This window comes from Vibrio sp. H11 (assembly GCF_004804295.1).
Lineage (GTDB): Bacteria > Pseudomonadota > Gammaproteobacteria > Enterobacterales > Vibrionaceae > Vibrio > Vibrio ostreae.
On the sequence record NZ_SSHN01000002.1, the window covers coordinates 133,044 to 149,711 of the forward strand.

A 16,668-nucleotide genomic window follows, 5' to 3' on the forward strand; every position below is an offset into this window, starting at 1 on the left:
TACAATGAGTTATTTTGAAGCTTTCATGTTGGCTTTAATTCAGGGCTTAACCGAATTTCTACCCATTTCCAGTTCCGCGCACCTTATTTTGCCTTCGGCCATTTTTGGCTGGGCCGATCAGGGGTTGGCGTTCGACGTGGCAGTGCACGCCGGTACGCTGGCAGCGGTGGTGATTTATTTTCGGCGTGAGGTCATCACCCTGTTACGGGCGTTTTTCGGATCGATTTTCAAAGGTCAGCGCGGCAAAGAGGTCACTTTGGCCTGGATGATCGTGCTGGCGACGATCCCTGCTTGCGTGTTTGGCCTGGTGATGAAAGATGTGGTGGAAACCTATCTGCGCAGTGCGTGGGTGATAGCGACCACGACTATCGTGTTTGGTCTGCTGCTGTGGTATGTCGATAAATACTCCGTCGCGCAGGATGATGAATATCAGGCCGGCTGGAAAAAGGCGCTGTTTATCGGTCTGGCTCAGGCGGTCGCGATCATTCCCGGCACTTCCCGCTCTGGTATCACTATCACTGCAGCGCTGTATCTCGGTTTTACCCGCGAGGCAGCCGCACGTTTTTCATTTCTGATGTCGATTCCGATCATTGTGCTGGCAGCCAGCTATCTTGGTATGCAGCTGGTGACCAGTGGTGCGCCTGTCCATGCCGGTTTTATGCTGACCGGAATTGCGACCTCTTTTGTCAGTGCTTATTTGTGTATCTTCTTTTTTCTGAAGTTGATTTCTCGCATGGGCATGACACCGTTCGTGATTTACCGTTTATTATTAGGTATCGGGTTGTTTGCCTTTTTACTCAATCAGTAAGCTAAGTGTTGGGGCGGGCCGGCTCCTGACTCGCCTCACTATCGGGCTTATGGTATAAGTGGTGAACTTTTCTTAACATGTAACTATGGTCATCGGGTAACCATGGTCATCGGTTAACGATGATACCGATGTTAAAGATAATACCTATGTTAAAGACAATAGATCGATATATACGCTGCTGCCTTTGGGCGGCAGCATTTCCATTAATCAGTATGTGTTTATGAGAGAAGCGAGAGAAAGGCAATGCGTGTATTTGCAGTGGCACTGACTCTGTTGTTTGCCTGCCTGCAGTATGACTTGTGGATGGGTAAAAACGGTATTGCTGACTATCGTTCGGTCGCGGGTGAAATCGAGGTTCAGCAGCAGGTGAACAATAACCTGCATGTGCGCAACCAGGAGATGTTTGCCGAAATTGACGATCTGCGTCAGGGACTGGACGCGATAGAAGAGCGTGCCCGCCACGAGCTGGGTATGGTCAAGGATGGCGAAACGTTTTACCGCATCATAGGTGAGGAAAACCGGTCATGACTGACCTTATCACTGCCATCGTTCCTGCCGCCGGCGTCGGCAGCCGGATGCAGGCCGACCGGCCGAAACAATATCTGACTCTGCACGGCCATACTGTGCTTGAACATACGGTTGAAAAACTGCTCAGTCACCCGGCTATCGGTCAGGTGGTGATTGCTGTCAGTCCGGGCGATCCCTATTTTGCTGAGCTGTCGCTGGCTGCTCATCCGCGCGTGGTGCGGGTTGATGGCGGCAGTGAACGGGCCGATTCGGTGTTATCGGCGCTGAACTATCTTTGCCAGCAGCAGTTATCTAATCAGTGGGTCATGGTGCATGATGCTGCCCGGCCTTGTGTACAGCATGCGGATATTTCGCGCCTGATTGAGGCCGCTCAGGAACATCCGGTCGGGGCGATTCTGGCGGCGCCGGTACGTGATACCATGAAGCGTGGTGACGGCAGCGGCAATATCGACCATACAGTGGAACGGGTGGCTTTATGGCACGCGCTGACGCCGCAGATGTTCCGCATCCGGCCACTGCGTGATGCGCTGGCTCAGGCTTTGCAGCAACAGATAGCGATCACCGATGAAGCGTCCGCTTTCGAGTGGTTGGGTGACAAACCCGGCCTGGTTGCCAGCCGCGCCGATAACATTAAAATTACTCAGCCGGAAGATCTCGCGTTGGCGGACTTTTACTTAAGACAAAAAGCTTAAGACAAAAAGTTTGAGGCAAAAAGCATAAGACAAAAAGCTTAAGCCACGGCTGACCAACTGAGTCGCGACAACCTGTGTCTTAACAAATAGCTCAAAAAAATTAGCGATAAAAAGCAGCGATAAAAAGAAGAAGGACTGAACATGATTCGAATCGGCCACGGTTTTGACGTGCATAAATTTGGTGGTGAAGGACCGGTGATTATCGGTGGTGTCGCGGTGCCTTACGAGCAAGGTCTGATCGCGCACTCCGATGGCGACGTGGCTTTGCATGCGCTGTGTGATGCGCTGCTTGGCGCGATTGCGGCCGGTGATATCGGCCGCCATTTCCCGGATACCGATGAGAAATGGAAAGGCGCGGACAGCCGAGAGCTACTCAAAGATGTTTACCGCCGGGTGAAGGCGCAGGGTTACCGTCTGGGTAACTGCGATGTCACTATCATGGCTCAGGCTCCGAAAATGGCGCCGCATATCGACGCCATGTGTGCGGCCATCGCGCACGATTTAGAAACAGCATTAACCAACGTCAATGTTAAAGCCACCACGACAGAGCGGCTTGGCTTTACCGGGCGTAAAGAAGGCATTGCCTGTGAGGCTGTGGTACTGCTGGTTAAAGCCTGATCACATCAGGTGATTGGCGTACTGCGCTCACATATCGGAATAAAAAATGACAGATCTTTTATCATCGTTGGCTTATTTATGTGGTAAACCAACAGCGAAAGCAAAAATCAAAGCCAAGCCGGAACACTTTAAGGTGTTTGAGGAGCTCGGCTACGAGTTCAGTGGTCAGGGCGAACAGGTAATGATCCGGATTCGCAAAACCGGTGAGAATACCAGTTTTGTTGCCAATGAACTGGCCAAAGCGTGCGGCGTGAAGTCGAAAGACGTCAGCTGGGCCGGCCTGAAAGACCGCCATGCGGTGACCGAGCAGTGGCTGAGTGTTCACCTGCCACAGGGTAAGTTCCCCAATCTGGCTCAGTTTGAAGCCCAGTATCCGAGTATTGAGGTGCTGGCGATGCAGCGTCACAATAAAAAGCTGCGTCCGGGCGATCTGCAGGGCAACCGGTTTGAGGTGACCTTAAGTGAAGTCAGCGATATGGATGATGTGCTGCAAAGGTTGCAAGTAGTTGCACAGCAAGGCGTTCCGAATTATTTTGGTAATCAGCGCTTTGGCCGCGATGGCAACAACCTGCATGAAGCGCGGCGCTGGGGACGAGAGAATGTGCGTACCCGCAACCAGAGTCAGCGTAGCCTGTATCTGTCCAGTGCCCGTTCGTGGATCTTTAATCATATCGTGTCTGCGCGCATTGAGGCCGGCTGTTTTTATCGCTTTATTGACGGCGACATCGCCCTGCAAGGTAAGGAGCAGTCATTGGTTGAGGACGATAAGCTCAGCGAATGGAACGCGCTGCTGGAACAAGGTCAGGCGGCGATTTCTGCGGCGTTGGCGGGTGACAACGCGCTGCCAACCCGTAATGACGCGCTGGCGCTGGAGCAGCCGCAGCTGGATGCGGAGCCGGACCTGCTCAAGCTGATTGGCGGTAACCGTATGCGTCATGATCGACGTGCGGTGTCGATGATGCCGCAGGATCTGAGCTGGGACGTCAACGGTGATGAGATTACCCTGCGCTTTGCGCTGGATGCCGGCAGCTTCGCGACCTCGATTGTACGCGAGCTGGTGGAAGAGATTGCCGTCGAACGGGTCTATGAGTGAATACCGCGTGGCTACGAATGAACACAGCGGTTTTATGAGTGAACATCAACAGGCGTAACGGACGGATGAGTGATAAAAAATTAAAAATTCTGCTCAGTAATGATGATGGCGTATACGCGGAGGGCATTCGTGCTCTGGCTTATGCGCTGGCAGATATGGCTGAAATCGTGATTGTCGCCCCGGATCGCAACCGCAGCGGAGCGTCGAACTCTCTGACCTTAGAGCAGCCATTACGCGTCACCAAGATTGAACCGAATACCTATTCAGTGCAGGGCACGCCGACCGACTGCGTGCATTTTGCGTTAAACGAGCTGATGAAAGATGATTTGCCGGATCTGGTGCTGAGTGGTATCAACCACGGCGCTAACCTCGGCGATGACGTGCTTTATTCAGGCACGGTTGCGGCGGCGATGGAAGGCCATTTCCTCGGCGTGCAGTCGATTGCGTTTTCTCTGGTCGGAAAACATCATTTTGCCACCGCGGGGAAAATTGCCCGTCAGCTGGTTGAGCAACATTTATCTTCTCCGATTCCGACCAACCGATTAATCAATGTCAACATTCCGGATGTGCCGTTGGCCAAACTGCAAGGCCAGAAGGTCACGCGCCTGGGTGCCCGTCACCATGCCGAGAATATGATTAAACAGAAAGACCCGCGTGGCCACGATATCTACTGGCTTGGTCCTCCGGGGCGTGAGCAGGATGCCGGTGAAGGCACCGATTTCCATGCGGTTGAGCATGGTTTTGTGTCGATTACTCCGCTGCAGGTGGATCTGACGGCCCATGAGTCGCTGGGCGCGATGAACGACTGGTTGATGACCAAGGGAAAGGAAGGTGCGGATGACTAATCCGAAAGCGGACAAACTGATTCAACTGTTATCCGGTCACGGTATTAGTGATGAGAAAGTACTGGCCGCCATCCACGCTCTGCCACGGGAAAAGTTCGTGTCGCAGGCGATGATGCATCAGGCCTATGATAATAACGCTTTGCCGATCGGTCAGGGTCAGACCATTTCCCAGCCTTACATCGTGGCGAAAATGACCCAGATGCTCGGGTTGCAGCGTGACAGTAAGGTGCTGGAAGTCGGCACAGGCTCTGGTTACCAGACCGCAGTGCTGGCACAACTGGTCGATCATGTCTGTTCGGTGGAGCGGATAAAGTCGCTGCAGTGGGAAGCCAAGCGCCGTCTTAAGCAGCTCGATATTTATAATGTTTCCACCAAACACGGTGACGGCTGGCAGGGCTGGGCGGCGAAAGGGCCGTTTGATGCCATCATTGTGACCGCTGCCGCTCCCGTTGTTCCGCAGGCTCTGCTGGATCAACTGGCTGACGGCGGACGTCTGGTGATCCCGGTCGGTGAAGAAGAGCAGCAACTGCTGCTGATTGTTCGCCATGGTGACCATTTCGACACCCATGTGGTGGAGATGGTGCGTTTTGTGCCTTTAGTTTCTGGTGATCTGGCCTGATGCGCCCGCTTTGGTGCCGAAGTTTACTGGTCGCAGGGCTGTGCAGTCTGATGATAGGCTGCGTAGCGCATACCCCTGCGCCGGTATCGGGACTGAAGAAAGATTACACCTCTATCGAACGTGGCAGTTATCGTGGCAGCTACTATGAGGTTCGCCGTGGCGATACCTTGTACTACATCGCCTATATTACCGATAAGAACGTTAATGACATCATTCGTTACAATAATCTGCCGAAACCTTACACCATTCACCCGGGACAGAAACTTAAGCTCTGGCAGCCTGCCTACACGCCTCCCGCTTATGGCGGCACCGGAGCTGGTCCAGCGGTTGCTGTGGCTGCGGCCGCATCAGCGCCGGCTAAAGCAGCGGCTTCTGCTGCTAAACCGATCAAAACGAGCAATGGCTCTAATACCGCATCAATATCACAAACTGCTAATGTAACCGCTGATCAGGTTAAAAAATACCCAAATAAGGGTGTTGAACAATCAAAACCAAAGGAGTATGTTGGTTCTGTAAATAAACAAACTGTTAACAAAAAAGTAAGTGAATCTTCATCTTCGAACGCTAAGGTAGCTCAATCGAACGCCAGGCCAGCGAGTTCCAACGCTAAGCCAGCGAGTTCGAGTGCTAAAGTAGCGAAGTGGATGTGGCCGACTAAAGGTCGGGTGATTCAGAACTTTTCCGCTGGGGATCAAGGCAACAAGGGGATCGACATCGCAGGACAGCGCGGTCAGTCCATCATGTCCACCGCAGCAGGAACAGTGGTTTATTCGGGCAGTGCACTACGCGGATATGGCAATCTAGTCATTATCAAGCACAACGATCATTATCTGAGTGCTTATGCCCACAACGATCGGTTGCTGGTTAAAGAAGGACAAAGTGTAAACGCCGGCCAGAAGATAGCCACAATGGGCAGTTCAGGAGCCAGTAGTGTTCGCTTGCATTTTGAAATTCGTTATCAAGGTAAGTCAGTGAATCCAAAACGCTACTTACCATAAACATACTTGTTCAGAGTCATGTGACATTAAGCAGTAGTAATGTCTTGCTAGCTCGCCAGGGGAGGCGCTATGAGTATCAGCAATACAGCCACTAAAGTCGACGAAGAGTTTGAATTCGATGCTGAAGCAATGAATGCCGCGGAAGCTGAAGAACAACTCACTAACAGTAAAGACCAATCTGAAGAGATTCGCGAAGAATTTGACGCATCGACGAAGAGTCTGGATGCCACTCAGATGTATCTGAGTGAGATTGGTTTCTCACCACTTTTAACCGCCGAAGAAGAAGTTTTGTATGCCCGCCGTGCTCTGCGTGGCGATGAAGCGGCACGCAAACGTATGATCGAAAGTAACCTGCGCCTGGTGGTCAAGATCTCACGCCGTTACAGCAATCGTGGTCTGGCTCTGCTTGATCTGATTGAAGAAGGCAACCTGGGTCTGATCCGTGCGGTGGAAAAATTTGATCCGGAACGCGGCTTCCGTTTCTCGACCTACGCCACCTGGTGGATCCGCCAGACCATTGAACGTGCGCTGATGAACCAGACCCGTACCATTCGTCTGCCTATTCACGTCGTCAAAGAGCTCAACATTTACCTGCGTACTGCGCGTGAACTGTCGCAAAAACTCGATCACGAGCCAACGGCAGAAGAGATCGCACTGGAACTGGATAAACCGGTGGATGATGTCAGCAAAATGCTGCGCCTCAATGAGCGTATCAGCTCAGTGGATACGCCGATTGGTGGTGACGGCGACAAAGCGCTGCTCGACATTATTCCGGACATCAACAACTCGGACCCGGAAGTCTCGACTCAGGACGATGACATCCGTGACTCACTGGTTGCCTGGCTGGATGAACTGAATCCGAAACAGAAAGAAGTGCTGGCGCGCCGTTTTGGCCTGCTCGGTTATGAACCTTCTACGCTGGAAGAAGTCGGTCGCGAAATTAACCTGACCCGTGAGCGGGTACGTCAGATCCAGGTCGAAGGCCTGCGTCGTCTGCGTGAAATCCTGATGAAACAGGGTCTGAATATGGAATCGCTGTTTAACGTAGAAAACGAGCAATAATCCGTTAGTGATACCTTTTACCGATATTGTTCTTTACGGTCGATATTGTTCTTACGGCATTGTACCCTGCTGAATTGTACCTTACTGCGCCGTTTAGCAAGGCCAACGTGCAGCTAAAGCGGTCAATGCGCAGCTTAAATATGACAAAGGCACTCAGTTGAGTGCCTTTTTTGATCTTGCTGAATGTGTGAACTTACCGACCGTCAGTTGATGCTGGCAAGGCTCAGAGCATTTTCTTCAGGCGGTACAACGCTTCCAGTGCCTGACGCGGGGTCAGATCATCCGGGTCGATACCGGCCAGCGCCTGTTCCACTTCGCTTGGCTCCGGGATAAGGCTGAGCTGGTTGGTGATATCCACCTGACTTGGGTGGCTGCTTGGTTGCTGCAGGCTGAGCTGCTCTAACTGGCTCAGTTTGCTGCGCGCGTTCTTGATCACCGCTTTCGGTACGCCGGCCAGTCCGGCTACGGCCAGACCATACGACTTGCTGGCCGCGCCTTCCTGCACTGCGTGCATAAAGGCAATATCATCGCCGTGTTCTACCGCGTCTAAATGGACATTGGCCAGATGCGGCAGGGTGTTGGGCAACTCGGTCAGCTCAAAGTAATGGGTCGCAAACAGCGTCATCGCGCCAATTTGTTTGGCCAGCCATTCCGCACTGGCCCAGGCCAGAGACAGGCCATCATAGGTACTGGTGCCGCGGCCAATTTCGTCCATCAGTACCAGGCTGCGGGCGGTGGCATTGTGGAGAATGTTGGCGGTTTCGGTCATCTCAACCATAAAGGTCGAGCGGCCTGAGGCCAGATCGTCTGACGCGCCGATACGGGTGAAAATGCGATCCAGCGAGCCGATACGGGCGGACTCGGCCGGTACATACGCACCGATGTGCGCCAGCAGGGCAATCAAAGCGGTCTGGCGCATATAAGTCGATTTACCGCCCATATTCGGACCGGTAATGATCAGCATTTTACGCTGCGGATTCAGCTCTATCGGGTTGGCGATAAAGGGTTCGTCCAGCACCTGCTCGACCACTGGGTGGCGGCCGCCCTGAATATGAATGCCCGGCTCTTCGCTCAGTTGCGGACGGCAGTAATCGAGGCTTTCCGCCCGTTCGGCCAGGTTTTGCAGTACGTCCAGTTGCGACAGCGCTGAGGCCAGGTTCTGCATCTGCTCCAGTTGTGGCAGCAGCAGATCAAACAGTTGCTCCCACAGCTGTTTTTCCAGTGCCAGTGCTTTGGATTTGGAATTGAGTACCTTGTCTTCGTGCTGTTTCAGTTCCGGAATAATGTAGCGTTCGGCATTTTTCAGGGTCTGGCGACGCACATAGTGCGGTGGCACCAGGTGGCTCTGGCCGCGGCTGACCTGAATATAAAAGCCGTGCACATTGTTATAGCCGACTTTGAGCGTGTCGATGCCGTGGCGATCGCGCTCTTCTGCCTCCAGTTTGTCGAGGTATTCGGTCGCGCCGTTGGCCAGATCGCGCCATTCATCCAGTTCGGCACTGTAGCCGTCGGCAATCACGCCGCCATCGCGGATCACCACTGGCGGGTTGTCCTTGATCGACTGCTCAAGCAGTTCGCATAGCTCATCAAGAGGCTGGGCGAACTCACGCAGTTTGCCAAGATAGTCGCCTTCAAGCGGCTGCAATACGTCACTTAGCTCCGGCAGTTGCTGCAGCGCGTTGCGCAGGCGGGCCAGATCGCGCGGCCGGGCCGAGCGCAGGGCGAGACGGGCCAGAATACGTTCGATATCACCTATCTGTTTCAGCACCGGATAGAGATCGGCAAACAGGCCCTGCTGTTTGATTTCCCCAATCGCATCGAGACGCTGATTGAGGGTATCCAGGCTGCGCATCGGCTGGTGGATCCAGCGTTTCAGCATCCGGCTGCCCATCGGGGTGGCACAGTGATCAAGCACTTCGGCCAGAGTGTTGTCGCTGCCGCCGGCCAGGTTCTGGGTCAGTTCCAGATTACGGCGGGTCGCAGCATCGAGGATCACTGAGTGATCCTGCCGGTCAAACGTCAGCGAGCGGATATGCGGCAGGGCGGTGCGTTGGGTGTCTTTGACATACTGGATCAGGCAGCCGGCCGCACACAGGCCCAGCTTGGCCTGCTCGACGCCGAAACCAACCAGGTCACGGGTGCCGAACTGCTGGTTGAGCTGCTGCTTGGCGGTGTCGAGTTCAAACTCCCACACCGGGCGACGGCGGTTACCCTGACGGCTGGCCATCAAATGCACCGGTTCGAAATCTTCCGGAAACAGCAGCTCGCGCGGCGCGGTGCGCTGCAGTTCGGCCGCCATGGCTTCTTCCGACTCCGGCTCACTGAGCTGGAAACGGCCGGAGGTAATGTCCAGCGTGGCGTAACCAAAGCGGCCATTATGGTAGTAAATCGCCGCGATCAGGTTATCAACCCGCTCCGAGAGCAGGGCTTCGTCGGTGACCGTGCCCGGCGTGACAATACGCACCACTTTACGTTCCACCGGGCCTTTGCTGGTGGCCGGGTCGCCGATTTGTTCACAAATAGCCACCGATTCGCCGAGCTGAACCAGTTTGGCCAGATACCCTTCCACGGCATGAAATGGCACACCGGCCATCGGGATCGGCTCCCCGGCCGACGCGCCGCGTTTGGTCAGGGAAATATCCAGCAGGTGCGAGGCACGTTTGGCATCGTCATAAAACAGCTCATAAAAGTCGCCCATCCGGTAAAACAGCAAAATATCCGGATTCTCTGCTTTGAGTTTGAGATATTGCTGCATCATGGGCGTATGTTTTTGCTCGGCAGTCACGGGTTACTTCTTTTGTTTGTGGACATAGCGGCTTAGGATACGTGAATCCCTATCGAGCGAAAAGACACAACAAGAGGTTTTTGGGCATGGAATTGCAGCAACGATTAAGTGAACAGGTAGGCGAGTTATTGCTTGCACGGCAGCAGGTGCTGGTCACGGCAGAATCTTGTACCGGTGGTGGTGTGGCCGCCGCGGTCACCGACATTGCCGGCAGCTCGGCCTGGTTTGACCGCGCCTTTGTTACCTACAGTAACGAGGCCAAGCGGGAGATGATTGGCGTGCGCGCAGAAACGCTGGCGGAGCATGGCGCGGTATCTGAGCCGGTGGTGATTGAGATGGCGCAGGGCGCACTGGCCCATTCGAACGGCACCATCGCAGTGTCGATCAGCGGTATCGCCGGACCCGGTGGCGGCAGCGAAGAAAAACCGGTCGGCATGGTCTGTTTTGCCTGGGCGGACAAGCAGGGCTGGCAGCAGGTTGAGACTCAGTTTTTTGCCGGCGATCGGCAAACAGTGCGTCAGTTAGCGGTACAGCATGCCCTGGCCGGGGTGGCAAACCATTTATCAGTAAGTTAGTTTGAAGTTTGTCGGGTTGCTGCAAGTTTTTTCTACACAGGGGTAGACACTGTATGAATCAACAGTATAATGAGCAGCAATATGACAGCTTATGTCGAACCAAATTTTACGCATTCACGTATCACTATTGATAGCCTCACCATGAGCAGTAGTGACAGTCTGGAGAGAGTAATGGACGAGAACAAACAGAAGGCTCTGGCCGCAGCCCTGGGTCAAATTGAAAAGCAATTCGGTAAAGGTTCCATCATGCGTCTGGGTGATAACCGCACCATGGATGTTGAAACCATTTCTACAGGTTCACTTTCTCTGGATATCGCTCTGGGTGCCGGTGGCCTGCCAATGGGTCGTATCGTCGAAGTTTACGGTCCTGAATCATCAGGTAAAACCACACTGACTCTGGAACTGATTGCCGCTGCGCAGCGTGAAGGTAAAACCTGTGCCTTTATCGATGCTGAGCACGCACTGGATCCTGTCTATGCCAAGAAGCTGGGCGTAGATATCGACGCACTGCTGGTGTCTCAGCCGGATACCGGTGAACAGGCGCTGGAAATTTGTGATGCGCTGGCTCGTTCAGGTGCGATTGACGTTATGGTGGTGGACTCGGTTGCAGCACTGACGCCGAAAGCGGAAATCGAAGGTGAGATGGGCGACAGCCACATGGGTCTGCAGGCACGTATGCTGTCACAGGCGATGCGTAAGCTGACCGGTAACCTGAAACAGTCGAACTGTATGTGTATCTTCATCAACCAGATCCGTATGAAGATCGGGGTGATGTTCGGTAACCCGGAAACCACAACAGGTGGTAACGCGCTGAAGTTCTACGCGTCAGTCCGTCTCGATATCCGTCGTACCGGTTCGATTAAAGAAGGCGACGAAGTGGTCGGTAACGAAACCCGTATCAAAGTGGTTAAGAACAAGATCGCGGCACCATTTAAAGAAGCCAATACTCAGATCATGTACGGTCAGGGCTTTAACCGCGAAGGTGAGCTGGTTGATCTGGGCGTGAAACACAAGCTGGTGGAAAAAGCCGGTGCCTGGTACAGCTACAATGGCGATAAAATTGGCCAGGGTAAAGCAAACGCGTGTAAGTACCTGCGTGAGAACACCCATATTGCCAAAGAACTGGATACTAAACTGCGTGATATGCTGCTGAACCCGACTCAGGTGCCAGCCGATGAGCCAGAGTTTGGTGCAGTGCCAGAGCAAGAAGAAGAGTTGTAAGCCGCGCGGTTTGCCACCGAGCAAGACTGACTTACAATCAACAGTTAATCAAAGCCTCGCCTGTGCGGGGCTTTGCCTATTCTGGCGTGCTAAGCCGCGCTCACCTCATCAATGTGATTCACACGCCAAGGAGCGACTATGTTTGGCAAATCTTCTCCGCGCAGTTGTCAGGAGAGTGCACTGGCACTGCTGTCACGCCGTGACCATGGCGAACATGAACTGGCGCAGAAACTGCAACAAAAGGGCTACCCCGAGCAGGAGATCGCCCAGGCGCTCAGCTTTTGTCTTGAGCACCGCTTTCTGGACGACTTGCGTTTTGCCCACAGCCAGGTGCGTCAGCACATCAGTAAAGGTCACGGTGAACGGCGCATTCGTCAGGAGCTGCAGCAAAAACGGGTCAACGGTGACCTGATTGATCAGGCGCTGGCCGAAGAGGGCACCGACTGGTTTGAACTGGCCAGACAGACGGCGCAGAAAAAATTCAGCGATTTGCGCGGCAAGGATAATAAAGAGTACGCCAAACGGGTGCGTTTTCTGCAGTACCGCGGCTTCAGCTTTGAGCAAATCCAGTATGCGCTGAGTGACGAGACCGAATAATCCCACCTGTGCCCGGGGGCTGGCCGGACTCTCTGTTGTCCTGTCGGTTGCGGGCAAATTTAACTTGCTGACATTGGATTAAAATTCAATTCATTTTCGTCTTTTCTTGAAGAAAACTAGGCGAAGTCTTATCCATGCTTTACAATAGCGCAAAATTCTAACTTGAGTATTTCAGGAAGAGCTGCATGTACATGAGCACGGATGAGGTTCGCCGCGCGTTCCTCTCATTCTTTGAAAGTAAAGGCCACCAAATTGTCGAGAGTTCATCTCTGGTGCCTGATAATGACCCGACCCTGCTGTTCACCAACGCAGGTATGAACCAGTTTAAAGATTGTTTCCTAGGCTTGGAGAAGCGTGGATACACCCGAGCGGCGACCGCGCAACGCTGTGTGCGTGCCGGTGGTAAGCACAACGATCTGGAAAACGTGGGCTTCACCGCACGTCACCACACATTCTTCGAAATGTTAGGTAACTTCAGCTTTGGTGACTATTTCAAAGAAGATGCGATTAAGTTTGCATGGGAGTTTCTGACTGATGTACTGAAACTGCCAAAAGACCGCCTGCTGGTTACGGTTTACCAAACCGATGATGAAGCGTTTGATATCTGGAATAAACAAGTGGGTGTTCCGGCGGATCGTATTGTGCGCATCGGCGATAAGCCGGGCGGTAAAGCGTACGAATCAGACAACTTCTGGCAGATGGGTGACACCGGCCCTTGTGGTCCGTGTACCGAAATTTTCTACGATCACGGTGATCACATCTGGGGCGGCCGTCCGGGCACACCAGAAGAAGACGGTGACCGTTTCATCGAAATCTGGAACAACGTTTTCATGCAGTTCAACCGTCACGCTGACGGCACTATGGAACCGCTGCCAAAACCATCGGTAGATACCGGTATGGGTATCGAGCGTATCTCTGCCATCATGCAGGGCGTACACTCTAACTACGAAATCGATGTGTTCCAGACGCTGATTAAAGCGACGGCGGAAGTGATTGGTTACGACGACCTGTCTAATCAGTCACTGCGCGTGGTGGCAGACCACATCCGTTCTTGTGCGTTCCTGATTGTGGATGGCGTAATGCCGTCTAACGAAGGCCGTGGCTATGTACTGCGTCGTATCATTCGTCGTGCGGTACGTCATGGTAACAAGCTGGGTGCTCAGGGTTCTTTCTTCCACAAACTGGTTGGCCCTCTGGCGGACATCATGGGCACAGCCGGTGATATTCTGAAGAACCAACAGGCTATCGTGGAAAAAGTACTGCGCATCGAAGAAGAAAACTTCGGCCGCACCCTGGATCGCGGTATGTCACTGCTCAATGAAGCGCTGGACAATCTGCAAGGTAACGAGCTGGACGGCGAGACTGTCTTCAAGCTGTACGATACTTACGGTTTCCCGGCTGACCTGACCAACGACGTGGCACGTGAGCGTGGTTTCATCATTGATGAAGCGGGCTTTGAAGCGGCGATGGAAGAGCAGCGTCAGCGCGCGCGCGAGGCGGGTAACTTTGGTGCTGACTACAACTCAATGATCAAAGTGGACGGCAAAACTGAATTCTGTGGTTACGGCGCAACTGCCGGTCAAAGCCGCATCAGCAAGCTGTTTGTTGAAGGCAATGAAGTATCGTCACTGTCGGCAGGCGATGAGGCGATCATCATTCTGGATGAAACGCCGTTCTACGCGGAATCCGGTGGTCAGTGCGGTGATACCGGTACGATCAAAACTGAATCTGGTGTTTTCCAGGTCGAAGATACCCAGAAACTGGGTAACGCGATTGCCCATTACGGTGTGTTGGCGGAAGGCGTATTTGCTGAAGGCGACAGCGTGACCACAGATGTGGATGCCAAGCGTCGTAAAGCCATTTCACTCAACCACTCAGCGACACACCTGATGCACGAAGCGCTGCGCCGTATCCTGGGCGAGCACGTCATGCAGAAAGGCTCGCTGGTGCGTGCTGAAGCGCTGCGTTTTGACTTCTCTCATCTGGAAGCGGTCACTGCTGAAGAGCTGAAAGAAGTTGAGCGTATGGTGAACGAACAAGTGCGTCGTAACCACCCGATCGAAACCAACATTATGGATGTGGAATCGGCGAAAGCGAAAGGTGCGATGGCACTGTTTGGCGAGAAATACGAAGAGATGGTACGCGTACTGTCGATGGGTGATTTCTCCACTGAACTGTGTGGTGGTATCCACGCCAACAGTACTGGTGATATCGGCCTGTTCAAAATCATCTCGGAAAGCGGTATCGCAGCCGGTGTGCGTCGTATCGAAGCGGTGACCGGTGAAGCTGCGCTGGATTACCTGGACGAGCAACAGGCTCAGTACCAGCAGAAAATGAACGAGATGGCGTCAAAAGCGAAGACTCTGGAAAAAGAGATCAATCAGCTGAAAGACAAACTGGCAGCGAAAGAAAGTGCCAACCTGACCAGCAATGTCAAAGAGATTGCCGGCGTGAAGGTACTGGTTGCGCAGTTGGATGGCGCGGATAACAAAGCGCTGCGCGGTATGGTTGATGAACTGAAAAACCAGATGGGCAGCGGCATCATCATGCTGGGTAACGTGGCTGACGATAAAGTGGGCCTGATTGCCGGTGTGACAAAAGATCTGACGGCTAAAGTGAAAGCCGGTGAGCTGGTCAACATGGTGGCCCAGCAAGTCGGTGGTAAAGGCGGTGGTCGTCCTGATATGGCTCAGGCGGGTGGCAGCGATGCTGCAGCATTGCCGGCAGCGCTTGCGTCAGTCGATGCCTGGATTTCCGAGCGTCTGTAACGATCAAATCGTTATTCATTGAAAATTAAAGACACTCAATCAGCGTTTTGTTGATTGAGTGTAACTTTATCTGGTCAACCAAGTGGTTTAATTAGCTTGAGCAACAGCGGGCTGATTAGCCGCTTGGTTTTGTTTTTTATTGTGATCAAACTGATATTCAACTGATTGTTGACAGGTTTGGTCTTAATGAGACTTCGGTCCTGGGAAGGTGAATACTGGTGAAAAAGCCCATTATCGTGCAAAAGTTTGGTGGCACTTCAGTTGGTTCAATTGAAAACATGCACTTAGTCGCCAAGCACATCATCAAAGCGAAAGATGATGGTAATCAAGTTGTTGTAGTTGTTTCTGCTATGTCGGGTGAAACCAACCGTCTGCTGGGCCTGGCCCATCAGGTGGACAGTGTTCCGACTGCCAGTGAACTTGATGTTTTGCTCTCTGCCGGTGAGCAGGTATCTATGGCACTGGTGGCGATGACCCTGAATAAACTGGGTTATGCGGCGCGCTCGTTAACGGGCGGTCAGGCAAATATCGTCACCGATAATCAGCATAATGATGCGACGATTAAAGCCATTGATACTCAGGCGATAACGGACCTGCTGGAGCAGGATCAAATTGTTATCGTGGCCGGATTCCAGGGTGTTAATGAGAATGGGGATATCACCACGTTAGGCCGCGGCGGTTCTGATACCAGTGCGGTGACGTTGGCGGGCGCCTTAAAAGCGGATGAGTGTCAGATCTTTACTGATGTTGACGGGGTATATACCTGCGATCCGCGTGTGGTTCCTGGCGCGAAAAAGCTGGATGTGATTGATTTTCCTTCAATGGAAGAGATGGCTCGTAAAGGCGCTAAGGTCCTGCACCTGCCATGCGTTCGTTTCGCATGGAAAAACCAGGTTCCGCTGCGCGTTCTGTCGACCTTTGATGTTAATGCCGGCAGCCTGATTAAAGGCGAGACCGGTACTCAGCCAATCTGCGGCCTGGCGCTGCAGCGTGATTTGGCGTTGGTCACGGTTGATCATGACTCACTTGCCGCGTTGACAGCACAATGTCAGATGCTGGGAATTGAAGTGTGGAATGTGATCGAAAAGGCAGAATGGGCGGGTGTTGTGATAAAACATGACGCTTGTGCTAAGTTGGATCTGGTGTTCAGCAATAAAATCCGTAATAGTGAGCAAGTAAGCTTACTGACCAAGGTTGGTTTGCAAGCACCAGAACTGAAGGAACAGTGTTGTGCATTGTTGGCGGCAAATAATATTGGGGTTGAGCATGTTTCAACCACTTCACAATCATTAATGTTAATGCTTTCGCCGCAAAATATTGATAAAGCAGCAAATATTTTACATGAAGCTTATATTGATTCGCAGCTTTTCGTCGCAGTTGAAGCTAAACATGCCTGTTCGGGATGATTAGTCTGCATTAGAGAGTTTACGTAAATATAACTTTTAGTGGATAATAAAAG

At 52.8% G+C, this 16,668-nt stretch carries 15 protein-coding genes; 14 read left to right on the forward strand and 1 reads right to left on the reverse strand.

Features of this window, described 5'->3' with window-relative positions:
• Window positions 1–4: 4 nt before the first annotated feature.
• The 9 genes from E6C74_RS03380 (at window position 5) to rpoS (ending at window position 7,263) form a co-directional block, all read left to right on the forward strand.
• Window positions 5–808, forward strand: a complete 804-nt coding sequence (locus E6C74_RS03380; RefSeq protein ID WP_136483299.1) for an undecaprenyl-diphosphate phosphatase — start codon at window positions 5–7, stop codon at window positions 806–808.
• Window positions 809–1,051: 243 nt separating this feature from the next.
• Window positions 1,052–1,336, forward strand: a complete 285-nt coding sequence (ftsB, locus tag E6C74_RS03385) for a cell division protein FtsB (protein WP_136483300.1) — start codon at window positions 1,052–1,054, stop codon at window positions 1,334–1,336.
• Window positions 1,333–2,028, forward strand: coding sequence for a 2-C-methyl-D-erythritol 4-phosphate cytidylyltransferase (ispD, locus tag E6C74_RS03390; RefSeq protein ID WP_136483301.1), 696 nt, complete (start codon window positions 1,333–1,335; stop codon window positions 2,026–2,028). The genes ftsB and ispD overlap by 4 nt, the downstream gene beginning before the upstream one ends.
• Before the next feature lie 141 nt (window positions 2,029–2,169).
• On the forward strand, window positions 2,170–2,646 hold the full coding sequence (gene ispF / locus E6C74_RS03395) for a 2-C-methyl-D-erythritol 2,4-cyclodiphosphate synthase (RefSeq protein WP_136483302.1): 477 nt from the start codon (window positions 2,170–2,172) through the stop codon (window positions 2,644–2,646).
• A gap of 46 nt (window positions 2,647–2,692) precedes the next feature.
• The gene (truD, locus tag E6C74_RS03400) at window positions 2,693–3,739 is read left to right on the forward strand and encodes a tRNA pseudouridine(13) synthase TruD (protein WP_136483303.1); all 1,047 of its coding nucleotides are present in this window, start codon (window positions 2,693–2,695) and stop codon (window positions 3,737–3,739) included.
• A gap of 65 nt (window positions 3,740–3,804) precedes the next feature.
• Window positions 3,805–4,584, forward strand: a complete 780-nt coding sequence (surE, locus tag E6C74_RS03405) for a 5'/3'-nucleotidase SurE (protein ID WP_136483304.1) — start codon at window positions 3,805–3,807, stop codon at window positions 4,582–4,584.
• Window positions 4,577–5,203, forward strand: a complete 627-nt coding sequence (locus E6C74_RS03410; RefSeq protein ID WP_136483305.1) for a protein-L-isoaspartate(D-aspartate) O-methyltransferase — start codon at window positions 4,577–4,579, stop codon at window positions 5,201–5,203. The genes surE and E6C74_RS03410 overlap by 8 nt, the downstream gene beginning before the upstream one ends.
• Window positions 5,203–6,201 (forward strand): peptidoglycan DD-metalloendopeptidase family protein, encoded by a 999-nt coding sequence (locus E6C74_RS03415; RefSeq protein WP_136483306.1) that lies wholly within the window; start codon window positions 5,203–5,205, stop codon window positions 6,199–6,201. The genes E6C74_RS03410 and E6C74_RS03415 overlap by 1 nt, the downstream gene beginning before the upstream one ends.
• A gap of 69 nt (window positions 6,202–6,270) precedes the next feature.
• Window positions 6,271–7,263, forward strand: coding sequence for an RNA polymerase sigma factor RpoS (gene rpoS / locus E6C74_RS03420; protein WP_136483307.1), 993 nt, complete (start codon window positions 6,271–6,273; stop codon window positions 7,261–7,263).
• Between the two features lie 223 nt (window positions 7,264–7,486).
• Here rpoS and mutS read toward each other — a convergent pair whose 3' ends face one another.
• Window positions 7,487–10,048: a DNA mismatch repair protein MutS gene (gene mutS / locus E6C74_RS03425; RefSeq protein ID WP_136483308.1), complete on the reverse strand. Its 2,562-nt coding sequence runs from the start codon at window positions 10,046–10,048 to the stop codon at window positions 7,487–7,489.
• 86 nt (window positions 10,049–10,134) lie between these two features.
• Between mutS and pncC the strand changes: the two genes are divergently transcribed.
• The 5 genes from pncC to E6C74_RS03450 all read left to right on the forward strand — a co-directional run bounded on the left by pncC (window position 10,135) and on the right by E6C74_RS03450 (window position 16,615).
• Window positions 10,135–10,623 carry a nicotinamide-nucleotide amidase gene (gene pncC / locus E6C74_RS03430; RefSeq protein WP_136483309.1) on the forward strand — a complete coding sequence of 163 codons (489 nt, stop codon included), beginning with the start codon at window positions 10,135–10,137 and terminating at the stop codon, window positions 10,621–10,623.
• A gap of 171 nt (window positions 10,624–10,794) precedes the next feature.
• On the forward strand, window positions 10,795–11,844 hold the full coding sequence (gene recA / locus E6C74_RS03435) for a recombinase RecA (protein WP_136483310.1): 1,050 nt from the start codon (window positions 10,795–10,797) through the stop codon (window positions 11,842–11,844).
• A 138-nt stretch (window positions 11,845–11,982) separates the two neighbouring features.
• Window positions 11,983–12,441, forward strand: a complete 459-nt coding sequence (gene recX / locus E6C74_RS03440) for a recombination regulator RecX (protein WP_136483311.1) — start codon at window positions 11,983–11,985, stop codon at window positions 12,439–12,441.
• A gap of 185 nt (window positions 12,442–12,626) precedes the next feature.
• Window positions 12,627–15,209 carry an alanine--tRNA ligase gene (gene alaS / locus E6C74_RS03445; RefSeq protein ID WP_136483312.1) on the forward strand — a complete coding sequence of 861 codons (2,583 nt, stop codon included), beginning with the start codon at window positions 12,627–12,629 and terminating at the stop codon, window positions 15,207–15,209.
• 218 nt (window positions 15,210–15,427) lie between these two features.
• Window positions 15,428–16,615: an aspartate kinase gene (locus E6C74_RS03450; RefSeq protein ID WP_136483313.1), complete on the forward strand. Its 1,188-nt coding sequence runs from the start codon at window positions 15,428–15,430 to the stop codon at window positions 16,613–16,615.
• The last annotated feature ends 53 nt before the right edge of the window (window positions 16,616–16,668 follow it).

Bases quoted from the DNA above. Each gene is read 5' to 3' on its own strand.
- E6C74_RS03380 (WP_136483299.1), top strand. From the start codon at position 5: ATGAGTTATTTTGAAGCTTTCATGTTGGCTTTAATTCAGGGCTTAACC.
- ftsB (WP_136483300.1), top strand. From the start codon at position 1,052: ATGCGTGTATTTGCAGTGGCACTGACTCTGTTGTTTGCCTGCCTGCAG.
- ispD (WP_136483301.1), top strand. From the start codon at position 1,333: ATGACTGACCTTATCACTGCCATCGTTCCTGCCGCCGGCGTCGGCAGC.
- ispF (WP_136483302.1), top strand. From the start codon at position 2,170: ATGATTCGAATCGGCCACGGTTTTGACGTGCATAAATTTGGTGGTGAA.
- truD (WP_136483303.1), top strand. From the start codon at position 2,693: ATGACAGATCTTTTATCATCGTTGGCTTATTTATGTGGTAAACCAACA.
- surE (WP_136483304.1), top strand. From the start codon at position 3,805: ATGAGTGATAAAAAATTAAAAATTCTGCTCAGTAATGATGATGGCGTA.
- E6C74_RS03410 (WP_136483305.1), top strand. From the start codon at position 4,577: ATGACTAATCCGAAAGCGGACAAACTGATTCAACTGTTATCCGGTCAC.
- E6C74_RS03415 (WP_136483306.1), top strand. From the start codon at position 5,203: ATGCGCCCGCTTTGGTGCCGAAGTTTACTGGTCGCAGGGCTGTGCAGT.
- rpoS (WP_136483307.1), top strand. From the start codon at position 6,271: ATGAGTATCAGCAATACAGCCACTAAAGTCGACGAAGAGTTTGAATTC.
- pncC (WP_136483309.1), top strand. From the start codon at position 10,135: ATGGAATTGCAGCAACGATTAAGTGAACAGGTAGGCGAGTTATTGCTT.
- recA (WP_136483310.1), top strand. From the start codon at position 10,795: ATGGACGAGAACAAACAGAAGGCTCTGGCCGCAGCCCTGGGTCAAATT.
- recX (WP_136483311.1), top strand. From the start codon at position 11,983: ATGTTTGGCAAATCTTCTCCGCGCAGTTGTCAGGAGAGTGCACTGGCA.
- alaS (WP_136483312.1), top strand. From the start codon at position 12,627: ATGTACATGAGCACGGATGAGGTTCGCCGCGCGTTCCTCTCATTCTTT.